This window comes from Pseudomonas sp. DF5 (genome assembly GCF_058148225.1).
On record NZ_JBYVYM010000004.1, the window covers coordinates 271,849 to 288,905 of the forward strand.

Here is a 17,057-nt window from a genome sequence, read left to right on the forward strand (position 1 = left end):
TGTGGCGATCTTTAAGCTTGCTTGAACTTCATCAATTTCTTCAGCAATGGCCGCCCGAGCATCAGCAGAAACACCGGGCCACCGACCACCAGATAGAAGTAATAAGTCACTGTCCGCCAGATCAGAATCGCCGCCGCCGCGGTGGATTTCCCCACCATGGACGCCAGCAGCGCCGCCGACGTCAGTTCCGCCGCCCCGGCACCGCCCGGCAACAGACTGAATTGCCCCGCACTCAATGACAGCATCTGGATCAGAAAGCACCAGGCCCATTGCAAGTCCACGCCCAGCCCGCGTAACGCCAGATACAGCACGCTATACCGCAAGACCCAATGCAGGCAGGTCAGGGCGAACACCGTGATCAATGTCTGAAAGGGTAACTTCAGTGTGTCAGTGAACGCCGCCAGGAAGTGCAGGAGCTTTCGTGCCCAACGAAGCCGGGTCGCCTCTTTGACATTGAGCCGGGCGAGCAAACGACCGCTCAGGCGAATCAGTGAACGGTGGCAGCGAGCCATCAACACACAACTGAACAGCCCGCCGAACAACGAGATGGCGCTGACGGTCAGCATCCATTCCAGGCGCTGACTGAGGTGCTGGAACAGTGCATAAATCAGAATCGCGCTCAGCGCGCAGAGAAAAAACAGCAGATCGCTCAATTGGTCCATGGCGAACACGGCGCTGCCCCTGGCCGGCCGCACGCCGTGGCGCGCCAACAAGGCCATGATGGTCAGCGGGCCGCCACTACCACCGGGGGTGGCGCAATAGGCGAACTCGGCGGACATCACCACCCCGAGGCTCTTGAGGCGGCTCACCTTGATGCACTGATCACCCATCAACAGGCGCAAGCGCAAGGTGTTTATCACCCAGCACAGCAGGATCATGCCGAACATGATCAGCAGCCATTCCAACGGAAAACTTTGCAGCCGCGACCATGTCTCGCCGCCGCCCAGCAACGACGGGATAAGCACTGCAGCGAGCAGCGCGATGACCAGCAGAATTCCCCGGCTCATGCTGCGCGACCGATAGGGTCGCGTTGCAGTTTCAGCCAACCGGCCTTGGTCATCGGCACACGGCCCTGCTCGAGCAAGCGCTTGAGAGTTTGCAGCCAATACTGACGCGAGAACTCATGGCGCATATCCACCGGGTGCAGGCCAAGACGAATCACCGGTGCCTGGCGCCAGTGCTGTTCGCGCTGGTCGCTGACGATTTTCGACAGGCCACGGCGCCAGGCGCTGCGCGCGCTCCAGACCAGACCGGGGGCATCGATTACGGTGAAATCCGGCAACCGATACAGGTGCTGCGAATCGCTGGTGTAGTGCAGCGGTAACTGACGCAATGCCTGGCGGGTGCCTTCGCTCATCAGCCAGGCGGGGGCGACGAAGCCTTCGAGCGGCCAGTTGTAGCGATGGAACATCTCTATTCCGGCGCGCAGGCGGGCGAGGGCGGCGTCCAGAGGCAGGTCATAGAACTCGCCTTCATGGGTGTAGATCCGGCGCATGAACCAGTCCCGGGGAGTGGTGGGAATCGGCCCTTCATCGCAATGGTAGTAACCGTGCAGTGCCAGTTCGTCGCCGCGAGCGACACGATGGCTCAGCAACCGTCGAAATGCCGGATAGGCGTCCAGGCCGTTATGTTTATGGAAGTTCGGTACTACCAGCCAGGTCATTGGCACTGTACCCAGTGCGTCGACGGCTTCGACGAACGCCTGGTAGTCGGGCCAGGTTTGCGGCGCAACGTCGTGCAGCACCAACAACAGACTGGGCGTGTTCATGGGCTCAGCCATTGGCGATCAACGGCCATTGCGTGCCGAGTACGGCGTGATAGTGCCCCAGCAGACTGTGGACCACCGTGTCCCAGGCGTAATGTTGCTCGACATGCCGGCGGGCCTGCTTGCCCAGCGCGGCGCTGCCTTGGCTGAACAGTTCGCGAACGGTGTTGGCCATCGCTACTGGATTGTTCGGCGCGCAGAGCAGGCCGCATTGATCGGTGACAATTTCCTGAAAAGCCCCGGCCGCCACGGCCACCACGGGAATGCCACTGGCCATGGCTTCGAGCACCACCAGGCCAAAGGTTTCCTGATCCCCGGCATGCACCAGTGCGTCGGCACTGGCCATCAGGCGCGCCACTTGCGCTGCCGGGCAGAATTCGTCGACGACGGTGACATTGCGCGGCACCAGGGTCGGCATCGACGAGCCCACCAGCAGCAAGTGGTAGCGACGACCCAGGCGTTTCATGCAGTTGAGCAGCACCGGCAGGTTTTTTTCCTTGGAGCCACGGCCGGCGAAGATCAGCAGGTGAGTGTTTTCATCGATGCCCAACTCGGCCCGCAGGCCTGGATCCCGAACGCTGGGGTTGAACGTTTGCAGGTCGACGCCCAGGGGCTGTACGAAAACGTTCTTCACCCCCAACCCGATCAGTTTGTCGGCCATGACCCGGCTTGGCGCCAGAACCCGGTCGAAGTTGCCGTAGAGCTTGCTGACATAAGCCTCGACATTGGGTGTAACCCAGTTGCCCATGCGATTACTGACCAGCATCGGCAGGTCGGAGTGATAAAAGCCGATCACTGGCACATCGAGTTGTCGCTTGGCGTCCAAGGCAGCCCAGGCGGTCAGGTAAGGGTCGCCGACTTCAATCAGATCGGGTTGTAAATCTCGCAGAACATTGCGCCACGGCCCGAGACGGAGGGGGAAGCGATAACCCTTGCCGAAGGGCAGGGCGGGGGCCGGAACCGTATAGACACCATCCTGTTCACTCAAATGCGCCCCTGGGATCAGCAGGCTATGGCAAATGCCGGGTTTGATGCCCAAACGACGGTGCTTGGCATCCAGATACGTGCGCACGCCACCGCTGGCAGGGGCGTAGAACATGGTTATGTCAGCGATATGCACGATGAACATCCCTCCGGGTTCGATGTGCTCCCTTTGGTTGACCTATATGAAGGATAGATGTTCGGTTGGGTTTTGCGGTGGGGGGGCGCAGCGGGATTTGCGGTGTCTGGATGGACGCCTTCGCGGGCAAGCCTCGCTCCTACGCATATACCTGTGTAGGAGCGAGGCTTGCCCGCGAAGAGGCCAGTTCAGACGCTAGATACGGAAACTGCCCACCAACTGTTTCAGTCGCGAAGCCTGTTGCTCAAGGTCCGAGCACGCCCGCAAGGTCGATTGCAGGTTTTCCACGCCTTCCTGGTTCAGTGTGTTGATCTCGGTGATGTCCACGTTGATCGACTCCACCACCGCCGTCTGTTCCTCGGTCGCCGTGGCTACCGATTGGTTCATGCCGTCGATTTCGCCGATGCGCAATGTCACGCTGTTCAGGCGCTCGCCGGCCAGGTTGGCGATTTCCACGCTGTCCTGGCTGTGGCGCTGGCTGTCGCTCATGGTGCTGACGGATTCGCGGGCGCCGACTTGCAGTTCCTCGATCATGGTCTGCACCTGTTGCGCCGATTCCTGCGTGCGGTGCGCCAGGTTGCGCACCTCGTCGGCCACCACGGCAAAACCGCGCCCGGCTTCGCCTGCCCGCGCCGCTTCGATGGCGGCGTTGAGTGCCAGCAGGTTGGTTTGCTGGGAGATGCTGGTGATTACTTCTAGAATCTGCCCGATGTTCACGGTTTTGCTGTTCAGCGATTCGATATTGGTGCTCGAAGCGCTGAGCATGCTCGACAGCTGATTCATCGCGGCAATGCTGCGGTCCACCACTTGCTGGCCGTCTTCGGCCAGGCTGCGGGCATCGCTGGCCTGATTCGACGCCTGGGCGGCGTTACGGGCGATCTCCTGGGCGGCGGCGCCGAGTTGGTTGATCGCTGCGGCCACGCTGCTGGTGCGCGACGCTTGCTGGTCGGAATTGAACATCGACGAGTTCGAGGCCGCCACTACCCGCAAGGCCACTTCGTTGACTTGGCCGGTGGCCGAGGACACTTCGCGGATCGAGGTATGAATCCGCTCCACGAAACGGTTGAACGCCGTGCCGAGGATGCCGAATTCGTCCTGATTCTGGATGGTCAGGCGTTTGGTCAGGTCGCCTTCACCGTCGGCGATGTCTTCCATGGCGCGGGTCATCACGTGCAGCGGCTGGATCAGCAGGCGGATCAGCATGCCCAGCAAGCCAATGATGATGGCCACGGCAATCAGAGTCGCGATGATCGCCGAGGCGCGGAACTCGCTGAGCCTGGAGAACGCTTTGTCTTTATCTACCGACAGGCCGATGTACCAGTTGACCGAGGACAGCCCCTTGATCGGGGTGAAGGTCACGATGCGGGTTTTGCCGTCGACTTCGATCTCGCTCGGCTTATTACCGATAACGGGTGTGTCTTTTGGGTAGACATCCTTGAGGTTTTTCATCGCCAGCGCTTTGTCCGGGTGAACCAGGATCTTGCCGTCGGCGCTGACCAGGAATGCATAGCCCATGCCGTCGAAATCCAGCGCATTGAGGCTGTCGGTGATCACTTGCAGGCTCAGGTCGCCACCGACCACGCCGATGTTCTGACCGTCCTTGAGGACGCTGTCGACGATGGAAATCACCAACTGGCCAGACGCCAGATCGATGTAAGGTTCGGTCAAGGCAGAACCGCTGGTGCTCTGCGCGCTCTTGTACCAGGGGCGGACGCGAGGGTCATAGCCGTCGGGCATCTTGCTGTCCGGGCGGATAATGAAGGTGCCATCCTTATTGCCCAGGTAGGCACCCATGAAGGTCGATGTGACAGCCTTCTGTTCCAGCAGTTTGGCGACGTTATCTGTCTCGGCGTTCAGGGCAACGGTCTGTGACAGGTTTTCGATCAACAGGCTGCGGCCAGCCAGCCAGGTCTGAATATTCTTGGCGGTGACGTTACCCATTTCTTGCAGGTAGTTGTCCAGGTCGCGGCGTATCGCATTGCGCTGCAAATAGTCGTTGTACAGTGTGAACGAAGCGAATGCGGCGATAACGATCAGGGCGGCGGCAAGCAGTATTTTATGGCTGAAGCGCAGGTTTTTGTTCATGGCTTGGGGGTCCGCTAGGTCTTAATGTCCAGGGCGTGCTTTTATAAAGGCGCGCAGAATGGGCAGTGTTGAAAGTAAGCTGATATTTCCGCCTCTCCTTAGGGAATTACCGACGCTATTTTCAGTCTGGTCTCTCGGTTCTTATCGGCCATGAAGGATCAAAGATTAACCATGGGTGACAAAATGCCTGACTCATCGCAACTCGTTATCGGCGCTGACCTCGCGGGCCAGCCAATCGCCCAGGCCATGCGCCTGGCGAACCGTCACGGTTTGGTAGCGGGCGCTACCGGTACCGGTAAAACCGTCACGTTGCAGCGTCTGGCCGAAGCGTTCAGCGATGCAGGCGTGGCGGTGTTCGCGGCGGACATCAAAGGCGATTTGTGCGGCCTGGGCGCCGCCGGCAACCCGCAAGGCAAGGTCGCGGAGCGAATAGCCGGCATGCCCTGGCTGAACCATAAGCCTCAGGCATATCCGGTAACCCTGTGGGACATTCAGGGTCAGTCCGGTCATCCATTGCGCACCACCTTGAGCGAAATGGGGCCGTTGCTGCTCGGTAGCCTGCTGGAGCTGACCGACAGTCAGCAGTCCGCACTTTATGCGGCGTTCAAGGTGGCCGACCGCGAAGGGCTGTTGCTGCTGGATTTGAAAGATTTGAAGGCATTGCTCAATCACCTGCGTGATAACCCCGAATTGCTGGGGGATGACGCGGCGCTGATGACCACCGGTTCCAGCCAGGCGCTGTTGCGCCGTTTGGCGACGCTGGAGCAGCAGGGCGCCGAAGCGTTGTTCGGCGAGCCGGCGCTGCAACTGGAAGACATGTTGCAACCGGCCGTGGATGGTCGCGGGCGCATTCATTTGCTCGACGCCAGCCGTCTGGTGCACGAAGCGCCGAAGGTCTATGCGACGTTCCTGTTGTGGTTGCTGGCCGAACTGTTCGAGCAACTGCCGGAACGCGGCGATGCCGATAAACCGCTGCTGGCGCTGTTTTTCGACGAGGCGCACTTGTTGTTCGCCGGTACGCCCAAGGCGTTGCAGGATCGTCTGGAACAAGTGGTGCGGCTGATCCGTTCGAAAGGCGTGGGCGTGTATTTCGTCACCCAATCGCCGGGGGACTTGCCGGATGATGTGCTGGCTCAGTTGGGCCTGCGTGTTCAGCATGGCTTGCGCGCGTTCACCGCCAAGGAGCAGAAATCCCTGCGGGCAGTGGCCGAGGGCTTTCGGCCGAACCCGGCATTTGATGCCTTGTCGGTGTTGACTGAGCTGGGCATCGGCGAGGCGTTGGTCGGCACCTTGCAGGACAAGGGCACGCCGGAGATGGTCCAGCGTGTACTGGTCGCACCGCCGCAATCGCGGATCGGGCCGCTGACCGAGACTGAGCGCACGGTGCTGATTGCCGGTTCGCCGTTTAAAGGGCGATATGACAAACCGGTCGATCGCGAATCGGCCTATGAAGTGCTGATGGGGCGCAAGGGGCTGGCGCCGGAGCCTGAAGCCGCGCCGGGCAAACCTGCCCCCGAAGAGCCGAGCTTCACCGAACAGGCCGGGGAATTCCTCGGTACGGCGGCAGGACAGGCGCTTAAATCGGCGATGCGACAGGCGGCCAATCAATTGGGCCGACAACTGGTACGCGGGTTGATGGGGTCATTGCTCGGCGGTAGCAAACGCCGCTGAATGAATTGGAATGCAATCACCTGTAGGCGCGAGGCTTGCCCGCGAAGCTTTTGGCGCCCTCGGGGGGCCTCTTCTCGGGCAAGCCTCGCTCCTACAGGGGTTCAGGATTTAGGTTTTGCGTGCGCCGCAAGGCGCTCCAGCGCCGCCCTTAAATTCGGGTCGGTAATCCCGTCAGCCGTCGCCTGAATGGTCGCCGCGGCATCCGTCGACAAATCCATGGTATGCCCAGCCGCTCCTTGCTGAACGGTCGGTGGTTGCACCTTGAACAGGATCCGCGTCAGGCTGGCGAACTCGTCGAACAGCTGTAACTGGCGTTGCAGACGTTTTTGTTGATAACGCAGGCGGGTGGCCCAGTGACCGTCGGTGACGATCAGCAATAGACTGCCTTCGCGCCACGACGCCACATGACAATGCTCGCGGGCAGCCGGTTGCAGCTGGCTTTCCACCAGACGCTGCAAATGACCCAGGCGTTGAGCGTGGCCAAAGATGGCTTTCAGCGGTTTGGCTTCGCGAAGCAGAACGGCGGGTGCTCTGGCCGTGAGAGGGCGAAATGCCATGATCGAACACCTGAAGTAACAGAGCGGCCATGGTAACAGAAAGCACTGGTTGCTCCCGCCCCATTGCTTTGTGAGCGCTTTACTCATTAAATCAACGGATAACTTGTACCCGGAACGGGTTGAAGTTCAGTAAAAAGCCCTTATTTTAAGTGAGCCCCGTTACAGCGCAGTGCATGCATCGTGGAACAACGCCACTTTCCTCACCATCGTTTCCGGGTAGAATGCTCGTTCGCATGCGGCCATGAGGGCTGCTCGGGCGACTCACGGGGCCGCCCTCCATCCCTTTAGTGTGGAAGATCCTGCCGATATGTTTGCGCCTTTGTTAAAGAAACTTTTTGGAAGCAAGAACGAGCGTGAAGTCAAACGCATGCTCAAGACGGTGCAGCTCGTCAATGCCTTCGAAGAGCAAATGGTAGCCCTTTCGGACGATCAATTGCGTGCCAAGACAGGCGAGTTCAAGGCCCGCCTCGCCAAAGGGGAAACCCTGGACAAACTGCTGCCAGAAGCCTTTGCGGTCGCCCGCGAAGCCGGCAAGCGCGTCATGGGTATGCGCCACTTCGATGTCCAGCTGATCGGCGGCATGACCTTGCATGAAGGCATGATCGCGGAAATGCGCACCGGTGAAGGCAAGACCCTGGTGGCAACACTGGGCGTTTACCTCAACGCGCTGTCCGGCAAGGGCGTGCACGTTGTGACGGTGAACGACTACCTGGCTCGCCGTGATGCCAACTGGATGCGTCCGCTCTACGAATTCCTCGGCATGACGGTCGGCGTGGTCACGCCATTCCAGCCGCCGGAAGAGAAGCGCGCCGCTTACGCCGCCGACATCACCTACGGCACCAACAACGAATTCGGTTTCGACTACCTGCGCGACAACATGGCGTTCAGCATGGAAGAAAAATTCCAGCGCGAACTCAATTTTGCCGTGATCGACGAAGTCGACTCCATCCTCATCGACGAAGCCCGTACCCCGCTGATCATCTCCGGTCAGGCCGAGGACAGCTCCAAGCTGTATATCGAGATCAACAAACTGATCCCGCAGCTTGAATTGCATGTCGAAGAAGTCGAAGGCGAAGTCACCAAGGCCGGCCACTACACCGTGGACGAGAAAACCCGTCAGGTCGAGCTCAACGAAGCCGGTCACCAGTTCATCGAAGAAATGCTCACCCGAGTCGGCCTGCTGGCTGAAGGCGAGAGCCTGTACTCGGCGCATAACCTGGGCTTGCTGACTCACGTCTATGCCGGTCTGCGTGCGCACAAACTGTTCCATCGCAATGTCGAGTACATCGTGCAGGACGGTCAGGTCGTACTGGTCGACGAACACACCGGTCGTACCATGCCGGGTCGCCGTTTGTCCGAAGGCCTTCACCAGGCCATCGAAGCCAAGGAAAACCTGAACATCCAGGCCGAGAGCCAGACCCTGGCGTCGACCACGTTCCAGAACTACTTCCGTCTGTACAACAAGCTGTCCGGCATGACCGGTACCGCAGACACCGAAGCGTTCGAATTCCATCAGATCTATGGCCTGCAGGTCATGGTCATCCCGCCGAACAAGCCGTTGGCGCGTAAAGACTACAACGACCTGGTGTTCCTGACCGCCGAAGAGAAATACGCGGCGATCATCACTGACATCAAGGAGTGCATGGCTCAGGGCCGTCCGGTGCTGGTGGGTACCGCCACCATCGAAACGTCCGAGCACATGTCCGGCCTGCTTCAGAAGGAAGGCATCGAACACAAGGTTCTGAACGCCAAGTTCCACGAAAAAGAAGCCGAAATCATCGCTCAGGCCGGTCGTCCGGGTGCACTGACCATCGCCACCAACATGGCCGGTCGTGGTACCGACATCCTGTTGGGCGGTAACTGGGAAGTGGAAGTGGCGTCCTTGGAAGACCCGACTCCTGAGCAGATTGCCCAGATCAAGGCCGACTGGCAGAAACGTCACCAGCAAGTGCTGGAGTCGGGCGGCTTGCAGGTGATCGCTTCCGAGCGTCACGAATCGCGTCGTATCGATAACCAGTTGCGCGGTCGTGCCGGTCGTCAGGGCGACGCCGGTTCCAGCCGTTTCTACCTGTCGCTGGAAGACAGCCTGATGCGCATCTTCGCCTCTGACCGGGTGAAGAACTTCATGAAGGCGCTGGGCATGCAGTCCGGTGAAGCGATTGAACACCGCATGGTGACCAACGCCATCGAGAAGGCTCAGCGCAAGGTTGAAGGCCGCAACTTCGACATCCGTAAGCAGCTGCTTGAGTTCGACGACGTCAACAACGAACAACGTAAAGTGATCTATCACATGCGTAACAGTTTGTTGGCCGCTGACAACATTGGCGAAACCATTGCCGATTTCCGTCAGGACGTGCTCAACGCAACCGTCAGCGCACACATTCCGCCACAATCGCTGCCTGAGCAGTGGGACGTGTCCGGTCTGGAAGCGGCGTTGCAGAGCGACTTCGGTGTGGCGCTGCCGATCCAGCAATGGCTCGACGAAGACGACCACCTGTACGAAGAAACCCTGCGTGAGAAGCTGCTCAACGAACTGATCGCCGCGTACAACGAGAAAGAAGACCAGGCCGGTGCCGAAGCACTGCGCTCCTTCGAGAAGCAAATCGTACTGCGAGTGCTCGACGACCTGTGGAAAGACCACCTGTCGACCATGGATCACCTGCGTCACGGCATCCACTTGCGTGGTTATGCGCAGAAGAACCCGAAGCAAGAGTACAAGCGCGAGTCCTTCACCTTGTTCTCCGAGCTGCTGGATTCGATCAAGCGCGACTCGATCCGTGTGCTGTCGCACGTTCAGGTGCGCCGCGAAGATCCGGAAGCCGAAGAGCAACGCCTGCGTCAGGAAGCCGAGGCGCTGGCTGCGCGCATGCAGTTCCAGCACGACGAAGCGCCTGGCCTGGAGCAACCGGAAGTGTTGGGTGAAGAGATCGATGTAGCTCTCGCCACCGCACCGGTACGCAACGAGCAGAAACTGGGCCGCAACGAGCTGTGCTACTGCGGCTCGGGCAAGAAGTTCAAGCATTGCCACGGGCAGATCCAGTAAAACCCGTTTCAAACGCTGAAATACCCGCGCCGCGACCGGCTTATGCCGTCGCGGCGTTTTGCCATTCAAACCACCGTCTATCGCAATGACGGTGCAGACAACATTTTTTAAGGAGCGCATTCATGGCTGTTGGTCTTGGTCCTTTGCCAACGTTGCACCCGGTTGCCGGTTTTGAACTCGGTATCGCCTCGGCCGGTATCAAGCGCCCGGGGCGCAAGGATGTCGTGGTCATGCGCTGTGCCGAAGGTTCCACCGTGGCGGGCGTGTTCACCCTGAACGCCTTTTGCGCCGCTCCCGTGATCCTGGCCAAGCAACGCGTGCAAGGCCCGGTACGTTACCTGCTGACCAACACCGGCAATGCCAACGCCGGCACCGGCGAACCAGGCCTGGCCGCCGCCGAGCGCACCTGCGCCAAGCTGGCCGAGCTGACCGGCGTCGATGCCAGCCTGGTGCTGCCGTATTCCACCGGCGTGATCGGCGAACCGCTGCCGGTCGAGAAAATCGAAGGCGCGTTGCAAGCCGCCCTTGATGACTTGTCGGAAAACAACTGGGAAGCTGCCGCCACCGGCATCATGACCACCGACACCCTGCCCAAGGGCGCCAGCCGTCAGTTCCAGCATGACGGCGTGACCATCACCGTCACCGGCATCAGCAAAGGCGCGGGCATGATTCGCCCGAACATGGCGACCATGCTCGGTTACATCGCCACCGACGCCAAAGTCTCCCGCGAAGTGCTGCAAAACCTGCTGCTGGACGGCGCCAACAAGTCGTTCAACCGCATCACCATCGACGGCGACACCTCGACCAACGACTGCTGCATGCTGATCGCCACCGGCAAGGCTGCACTGCCGGAAATCAGCCGTGCCGAAGGCGAGCTGTTCGCCAAGTTGAAACAAGCGGTATTCGAAGTGTGCATGGACGTGGCCCAGGCTATCGTGCGTGACGGCGAAGGCGCGACCAAGTTCGTCACTGTTGAAGTCAACGGCGGCGGCAATCACCAGGAATGCCTGGACGTCGGTTACACCGTGGCCCACTCGCCGCTGATCAAGACTGCGCTGTTCGCCTCCGATCCGAACTGGGGCCGCATCCTGGCCGCTGTAGGCCGTGCCGGTGTACCGAACCTGGACGTGAGCAAGATCGACGTATTCCTTGGCGAGGTGTGCATCGCCAGCCGTGGCGCGCGTTCTGCCACCTACACCGAAGCCCAGGGCGCGGCGGTGATGCAGCAGGAAGAAATCACCATCCGCATCGAGCTGGGTCGCGGCGATTGCAGCGAAACCATCTGGACCACCGACCTGTCCCACGAATACGTGAAGATCAACGCCGAGTACCGCACGTAAGAAAGATCGCTTTCGCGGGCAAGCCTTGCGCCTACAGGTGGTGTGACCTGTAGGAGCGAGGCTTGCCCGCGAAGACCGACCACCAGACGCTAAAAATTCTGGCTTGTACTCTTACCAAAAGGCGCCCGAACATGAGCCTCCACCTGATCATCGGCGACAAACTGTATTCTTCCTGGTCCCTGCGCGCCGCGCTGGCCCTCGACCTGACCGGCGCGTCCTACACCGAAGAACTGATCAAGCTGAACCAGCCGGATACCCGCGCACGCGTGCTCAAGCATTCGCCGACCGGGAAAGTCCCACTGCTGAAAAGCGAACACGGCACCATCGCCGATTCTCTGGCGATTGCCGAGTACCTGGCCGAGCAATTCCCCGACGCCGGCCTTTGGCCCAAAGACACCGCCGCCCGTGCCCAGGCGCGTTCGGCGTGCGCGCAGATGCACAGCGGTTTCTTCGCCATGCGCGGCAACATGCCGTTCGACCTGAGCCACAATGCGCCGTTGTCGCCGACCCCGCCTGACGTTCAGGCCGAAATCGAGCGCATGCTGGCGTTGTGGGCTGAATGTCGGGCTGCCGCTACTGATACCGGCCCGTTCCTGTTCGGTGGCGCGACCCTGGTAGATGCGTTTTTCGCACCGATCGCCGTGCGCCTGCGCACCTATCAAGTGAAGCTGCCCGAGGTCGACGCAGCTTATGTCGAAACCATTTACCAATGGCCAGCCTTCAAGGCCTGGCAGAAGGCGGGTCTGGAGGAGGTCGGGCAGTGAAACGAGTACACGTGGCCGCGGCGGTTATCCGCGATAGCAACGGCAAGATCCTCATCGCCCGGCGTGCCGACACCCAGCATCAGGGCGGCTTGTGGGAGTTCCCCGGTGGCAAGGTCGAGGATAACGAATCCGTCGAAACCGCCCTGGCCCGCGAGCTTCACGAAGAGTTGGGCATTGTGGTCAATACCGCGCGACCGTTGATCAAGGTTCGCCACGACTACCCGGACAAGCAGGTGTTGCTGGATGTCTGGGAAGTCTCGGCGTTTACCGGCGAACCCCATGGCGCCGAAGGTCAACCTTTGGCCTGGGTGACCGCTCGGGAGCTGTTGGACTACGAGTTCCCGGCCGCCAACCAGCCGATCGTCGCCGCTGCACGCTTACCTGGCGAATATCTGATCACCCCGGACGGCCTGGAAACCCCGGCCTTGCTGCGCGGTATCCAGAAAGCCATTGCTGGCGGTATCAAGCTGATTCAGTTGCGCGCGCCCAACGGCTACGACCCGCAGTACCGCGATCTGGCGGTAGACGCGGCGGGGTTGTGTGCCGGCAAGGCGCAGTTGATGATCAAGGGGCCGTTTGAATGGCTGGGGGATTTCCCGTCAGCCGGTTGGCACATCACGGCCGCGCAGTTGCGCAAGTACGCGGAGGCCGGGCGACCGCTGCCGGCGTCGCGCTGGTTGGCGGCGTCCTGTCACAACGCTGAAGAACTGGCGCTGGCCGAGCAGATGGGCGTGGACTTTGTGACCCTGTCGCCGGTACAGCCGACGCAGACGCACCCGGATGCGCTGCCATTGGGTTGGGAGCAGGCTTCGACTTTGATCGAAGGCTTCAGCAAACCGGTGTTCTTGTTGGGTGGGGTTGGCCCGGTAGAGCGGCAGAAAGCCTGGGAAGCGGGCGCGCAAGGTGTGGCGGGGATTCGGGCGTTCTGGCCTGAGGCTTGATTCTGCGTTGAGGCTACTGGCCTCTTCGCGGGCAAGCCTCGCTCCTACAGATCACTCCACTTGTAGGAGCGAGGCTTGCCCGCGAAGGCGTCCTCAAGTACGCCGACTAAACCCCGGGTTTGGTTGCCGGCTGCCACAAAATCTCGGCAACCCCCTGGCGCTTGGCAATCAACCGTGCCGCCACGAACAACAAATCCGATAACCGATTGATATACGCCAGGCCAACCCCGGCCAGCGGCTCGATCGCATTCAAATGCTGGCAGCGCCGCTCGGCACTGCGCGCCAGGCTGCGGCATACGTGGGCCTGGGCAATCAGCGCCGAGCCGCCGGGCAGAATGAAATTCTCCAGTGGCCCCAACTCTTCATTCCACACATCGATCGCCGCTTCCAGGCGTTCGATTTCTGCTGCGTTCAGCGCCTGATACGCCGGCATCGCCAGTTCGCCACCGAGGTCGAACAACCGATGCTGGCAGGGCGCCAATACCTCGATCACTTCGCCAAGCCCGGGAAACTCGCCACTTTGCGCCGCCAACCCGGCCAACAGCACGCCCACCTGGCTGTTCAGCGTATCGACTTCGCCGATGGCCTCGATCCGTGGATGGTCCTTGGGCACCCGGCGACCGTCGCCAAGCCCGGTTTCGCCTTTGTCGCCAGTACGGGTGTAAATCTTCGACAAGCGAAAGCCCATGGTTACCTCGACACCTGATTGAGTTCTTGAGCGGCCACCGGAGTGCCCGACAAAGGCAGGCGCAAGGTGAAGCAAGTGCCTTGGCCCGGCGTCGATTGCACTTCCATCTGGCCCTTGTGGTTGTTGGTGATGATGAAATACGAGACCGAGAGCCCAAGACCGGTGCCCTGACCGATTTCCTTAGTGGTGAAGAACGGCTCGAACGTGCGCTTGCGCACACTCTCGGTCATACCGATACCGTTGTCTTCGACCTGGATTTCCGCCCACGGCGGATTCAGTTTCGTACGCAGGATGATCCGCCCCGGCTCGCGGTCGTCCGTGCGCTGGTGAATGGCTTGCGCGGCGTTTTTCAGCAGGTTGAGCAACACCTGTTCCAGTTCGTTGGCGGTGCCGGGCACCGGGCCCAGCGCCGGATCGAATTGTCGAATGATCGCCTGGCCCTTGAAGTCGAAGCCGATGGCCAGGTCGAAGTCGTTGCCGGCGATTTCCACCGCTTGATCGATCAGCGCCGGCAGGTCGCATGGCGCCATTTGTCGAGTGCTGCGGCGGCTGAAGCTGAGCATGTGGGTCACGATCTTCGCCGCCCGTGCCCCGGCCTGTTGAATGCCGTCGAGCAGCTGCGGCACTTCGCGGGCTTTCAGGTACTTATTGACCGTTTCCAGTTCGATGCCCATTTGCTCGGCCTGCTCGAGGTTCTTCGGCAGGTCGGGGGACAGGCGTCGACGAATGTTCTGCACGTTGTGCAGGATCGCGCCCAGCGGGTTATTGATCTCGTGGGCCATGCCGGCGGCGAGGCCGCCGACCGAGAGCATTTTTTCCGACTGCACCATCATTTCTTCCAGGGACAGGCGCTGGGTGATGTCGTCGATCCGGATCACCACGCCGCGTCCGGCACCGCCCATCAACGGATAGAACGTCAGGGCGTAATGCCGGGGTTCGTCGTCCTTGAGCCAGGTGACGCGTTCGATCTTGGCCACCGTGTGCTGCTCGACAGTTTGCTTGAGCTGCGGCAGGAATGGCTTGAGCGGTTCGAAGGCGAGGAAGATCGGCTGGTTCAAGGCTTCGTCCAGAGGGGTTCCGGACAGGGCGCTGGCCTCCTGATTCCATTGGGTCACGTAGAGCTGTTCATCAAGGGCGATCAGGGCTGATGGCATCGAGTCGATGATGCTGTTGAGGTAGTTCTGGAAACCGGTGAGTTTTTTCTCGATCTTGCTCCGCACCTGAACTTCCAGCTCCAGCTTGCGGTTGGTGTGACGGGTTTCTTCGGCCAGCCCCTGGGCCTGGTCGTAAGCCGCCTGGGAATCGTCGCGGGCACGTTTGAGTTGCTGTTCGCGGGCCTCAATGCGAGAAAGCATGGTGTTGAACGCTTCGGCGAGGCTGCCGATTTCATCGTGGTTGCCGCGAGAGGCGCGCAGGGCGTAGTTCTCTTCCCGAGTGACTTGCCGGGACAGCTCTTCGAGCTGGTGGATCGGTTGGGTAATCAGGCGTTTGATCTGCCGGGCGATCACCAGCCACAACAGCACGCTGAAGATCAGAATCCCCAGGCTGGCGGTCAGGGTGCCCGTGTAGAACGCCATCGGCAATTCGCTGCTGGCCACCAGTAGCAGATGCCCGGGTGCGGTGCCGGGGCGGGGCAGGGTGATCACTTGATTGCTGCGAAACTCCGTGGCTTGCCAGGCTTCGAGGTGCCGGTAGTGTTCTGGCAGGTTCAGCGTGTCGCCGTGTTGCAGCTGCGCCAGACGCGTACCCGTGCCGTCGTAAAGGGCTGCCGCACGCAGTGGTGAATAACTGTTGAGTTCGTTGAGCAGGCGTTCGGCATTTTGTGGTGACTTCAGGGCGTCGGACACCAGGCTCGGGTTGGACACCAGTCGGCCGATGGTCTGCAGGGCCTGGGGGGCCATGCTTTCCTGGGAGATGTAATACGCGGCACTGATAAAGGTCAGGTTGGCGACCAGCAAAACGGTGGTCAACAGCACCAGCAGGGCGGCCAGCAATTTCTGGCCGACTGGAAGGTTTTCAAGGCGCTGGCGCAATGGCATCAGGTTTATCGCTGAAAAGGAACAAGTGGCCAGCGTAGCCGCTGCTCAGTCGCTGGGCAATCCAAGGCTGTGCAGATGAGCGATCAAGCGCTGCTGCAATTGATTGAGGTGAGGCAGGTTCAACTGATGTCGCGACGCAACTTTGCAGGCATGGCCCAGCAGGTAGCTGATTTCGGTGCGGCGCTGATTGGCGACATCCTGATACATCGAGGAGTAATTGGTCGCGGTGGCCTTGATCACCCGTTCGACTTCCTCCTGGAGGTTTTCAGCCGCTGCCGGCTGGCCGCAGCGCTCCAGCAGTTCGGTGAGTTCGGCGCACAGGGTGGCCACTTCGCACTGATGTTGCTGCAAACCGCCGTTGCGGCATTCGTGCAGGACGGTCAACGGGTTGATCGCACAATTGAGCGCCAGTTTGCGCCACAGCCTGGTGAGGATATCTGTGCTCCACTCGTGGGGAATGTCAGCGTCGCTCAAGTCCTCCAGCCAGAAGGGGGCCACTGGATGACCGACATCACCCAGCCAGGTGTAACCATGGCCGGCAAACACCACTCGCCAGTCGCCATCGCGAAACGCGCCTTCGGTGCTGGAGGCGAAGATGCAGCGGGCATGCGGGACTTGCGCGGCAACGGCGTCCTGGCTGCCGAGGCCGTTTTGCAACAGGATCAGTTCGGCGTCCGGGGTCAGGCGGTGGGCAAGTCGGGCCACAGCCGTTACAGCGTCGTAGGCTTTGCAGGCCACCAGCAGGCGGCTGATCGGCTCGTCGCTGTCGGCTGTTTCGCCGGGTATCGGGTACAGCTGCGTTTCGCCGTGTTCGACCAGCGTCAGCCCGCCCGCCGCCTGATAGGCCTGCAGGCGTGCCGCGTCTCGTACGATCAGCCTGACCGGCACTGAGGCCCGTGCCAGACGGGTGGCCCACAACGTGCCGAGGCTGCCGGCGCCCAGAACATGCCAAGGGGTAGACATCAGCTTTTTGCTCGGTTTGAGGCTGGCATGTGAGGCTCGCAGTATCGGTTGGAAAAGACCCGTTATAATGAGCCCGATTTT

The 17,057-nt window shown here is 60.7% G+C and carries 13 protein-coding genes and 1 pseudogene; 5 read left to right on the forward strand and 9 right to left on the reverse strand.

Features of this window, described 5'->3' with window-relative positions; translation table 11 throughout:
* Positions 1–11: 11 nt before the first annotated feature.
* From gpgF to AC30D7_RS06085, 5 genes and pseudogenes are all read right to left on the reverse strand, one after another.
* Positions 12–1,007: a glucosaminyl phosphatidylglycerol flippase gene (gpgF, locus tag AC30D7_RS06065; RefSeq protein ID WP_490133441.1), complete on the reverse strand. Its 996-nt coding sequence runs from the start codon at positions 1,005–1,007 to the stop codon at positions 12–14.
* Entirely contained in the window at positions 1,004–1,780 is a 777-nt protein-coding gene (gene gpgD, locus AC30D7_RS06070; RefSeq protein ID WP_490133442.1) for an N-acetylglucosaminyl phosphatidylglycerol deacetylase, read from the reverse strand. The genes gpgF and gpgD overlap by 4 nt, the downstream gene beginning before the upstream one ends.
* Entirely contained in the window at positions 1,773–2,894 is a 1,122-nt protein-coding gene (gene gpgS, locus AC30D7_RS06075) for an N-acetylglucosaminyl phosphatidylglycerol synthase (protein ID WP_490133443.1), read from the reverse strand. The genes gpgD and gpgS overlap by 8 nt, the downstream gene beginning before the upstream one ends.
* 186 nt (positions 2,895–3,080) lie before the next feature.
* Positions 3,081–3,845, reverse strand: coding sequence for a methyl-accepting chemotaxis protein (locus AC30D7_RS06080; RefSeq protein WP_425439644.1), 765 nt, complete (start codon positions 3,843–3,845; stop codon positions 3,081–3,083).
* A gap of 93 nt (positions 3,846–3,938) precedes the next feature.
* A pseudogene (locus AC30D7_RS06085) lies at positions 3,939–4,970 on the reverse strand (HAMP domain-containing protein); the annotation flags it as partial.
* 183 nt (positions 4,971–5,153) lie between these two features.
* Here AC30D7_RS06085 and AC30D7_RS06090 point away from each other — a divergent pair.
* The gene (locus tag AC30D7_RS06090; protein ID WP_490133444.1) at positions 5,154–6,641 is read left to right on the forward strand and encodes a helicase HerA-like domain-containing protein; all 1,488 of its coding nucleotides are present in this window, start codon (positions 5,154–5,156) and stop codon (positions 6,639–6,641) included.
* Positions 6,642–6,742: 101 nt separating this feature from the next.
* Here the strand turns inward: AC30D7_RS06090 and AC30D7_RS06095 are convergent, their stop codons facing one another.
* The gene (locus AC30D7_RS06095) at positions 6,743–7,198 is read right to left on the reverse strand and encodes a DUF721 domain-containing protein (RefSeq protein WP_018926518.1); all 456 of its coding nucleotides are present in this window, start codon (positions 7,196–7,198) and stop codon (positions 6,743–6,745) included.
* Between the two features lie 307 nt (positions 7,199–7,505).
* On the opposite strand from AC30D7_RS06095, the gene secA reads away from it, so the two are divergent.
* The 4 genes from secA to AC30D7_RS06115 all read left to right on the forward strand — a co-directional run bounded on the left by secA (position 7,506) and on the right by AC30D7_RS06115 (position 13,286).
* Positions 7,506–10,241, forward strand: a complete 2,736-nt coding sequence (gene secA, locus AC30D7_RS06100; RefSeq protein WP_490133445.1) for a preprotein translocase subunit SecA — start codon at positions 7,506–7,508, stop codon at positions 10,239–10,241.
* Between the two features lie 122 nt (positions 10,242–10,363).
* Entirely contained in the window at positions 10,364–11,581 is a 1,218-nt protein-coding gene (gene argJ, locus AC30D7_RS06105) for a bifunctional glutamate N-acetyltransferase/amino-acid acetyltransferase ArgJ (protein WP_433785375.1), read from the forward strand.
* Between the two features lie 131 nt (positions 11,582–11,712).
* Positions 11,713–12,345 (forward strand): glutathione S-transferase family protein, encoded by a 633-nt coding sequence (locus tag AC30D7_RS06110; protein ID WP_490133446.1) that lies wholly within the window; start codon positions 11,713–11,715, stop codon positions 12,343–12,345.
* A complete protein-coding gene (locus AC30D7_RS06115) occupies positions 12,342–13,286 on the forward strand; it encodes a Nudix family hydrolase (RefSeq protein WP_490133447.1) in 945 nt (314 codons plus the stop codon). Before AC30D7_RS06110 ends, AC30D7_RS06115 begins: the two co-directional genes overlap by 4 nt.
* A 106-nt stretch (positions 13,287–13,392) precedes the next feature.
* Here the strand turns inward: AC30D7_RS06115 and AC30D7_RS06120 are convergent, their stop codons facing one another.
* Genes AC30D7_RS06120 through AC30D7_RS06130 form a run of 3 tightly spaced genes read right to left on the reverse strand, consistent with a single transcriptional unit; the run spans position 13,393 to position 16,976 of the window.
* Entirely contained in the window at positions 13,393–13,974 is a 582-nt protein-coding gene (locus tag AC30D7_RS06120) for a cob(I)yrinic acid a,c-diamide adenosyltransferase (protein WP_490133448.1), read from the reverse strand.
* 2 nt (positions 13,975–13,976) lie between these two features.
* Positions 13,977–16,013 (reverse strand): sensor histidine kinase, encoded by a 2,037-nt coding sequence (locus tag AC30D7_RS06125; RefSeq protein ID WP_490133449.1) that lies wholly within the window; start codon positions 16,011–16,013, stop codon positions 13,977–13,979.
* Between the two features lie 45 nt (positions 16,014–16,058).
* Complete coding sequence (locus tag AC30D7_RS06130; RefSeq protein ID WP_490133450.1) at positions 16,059–16,976, reverse strand: putative 2-dehydropantoate 2-reductase; 918 nt, start codon at positions 16,974–16,976, stop codon at positions 16,059–16,061.
* Positions 16,977–17,057 lie beyond the last annotated feature (81 nt).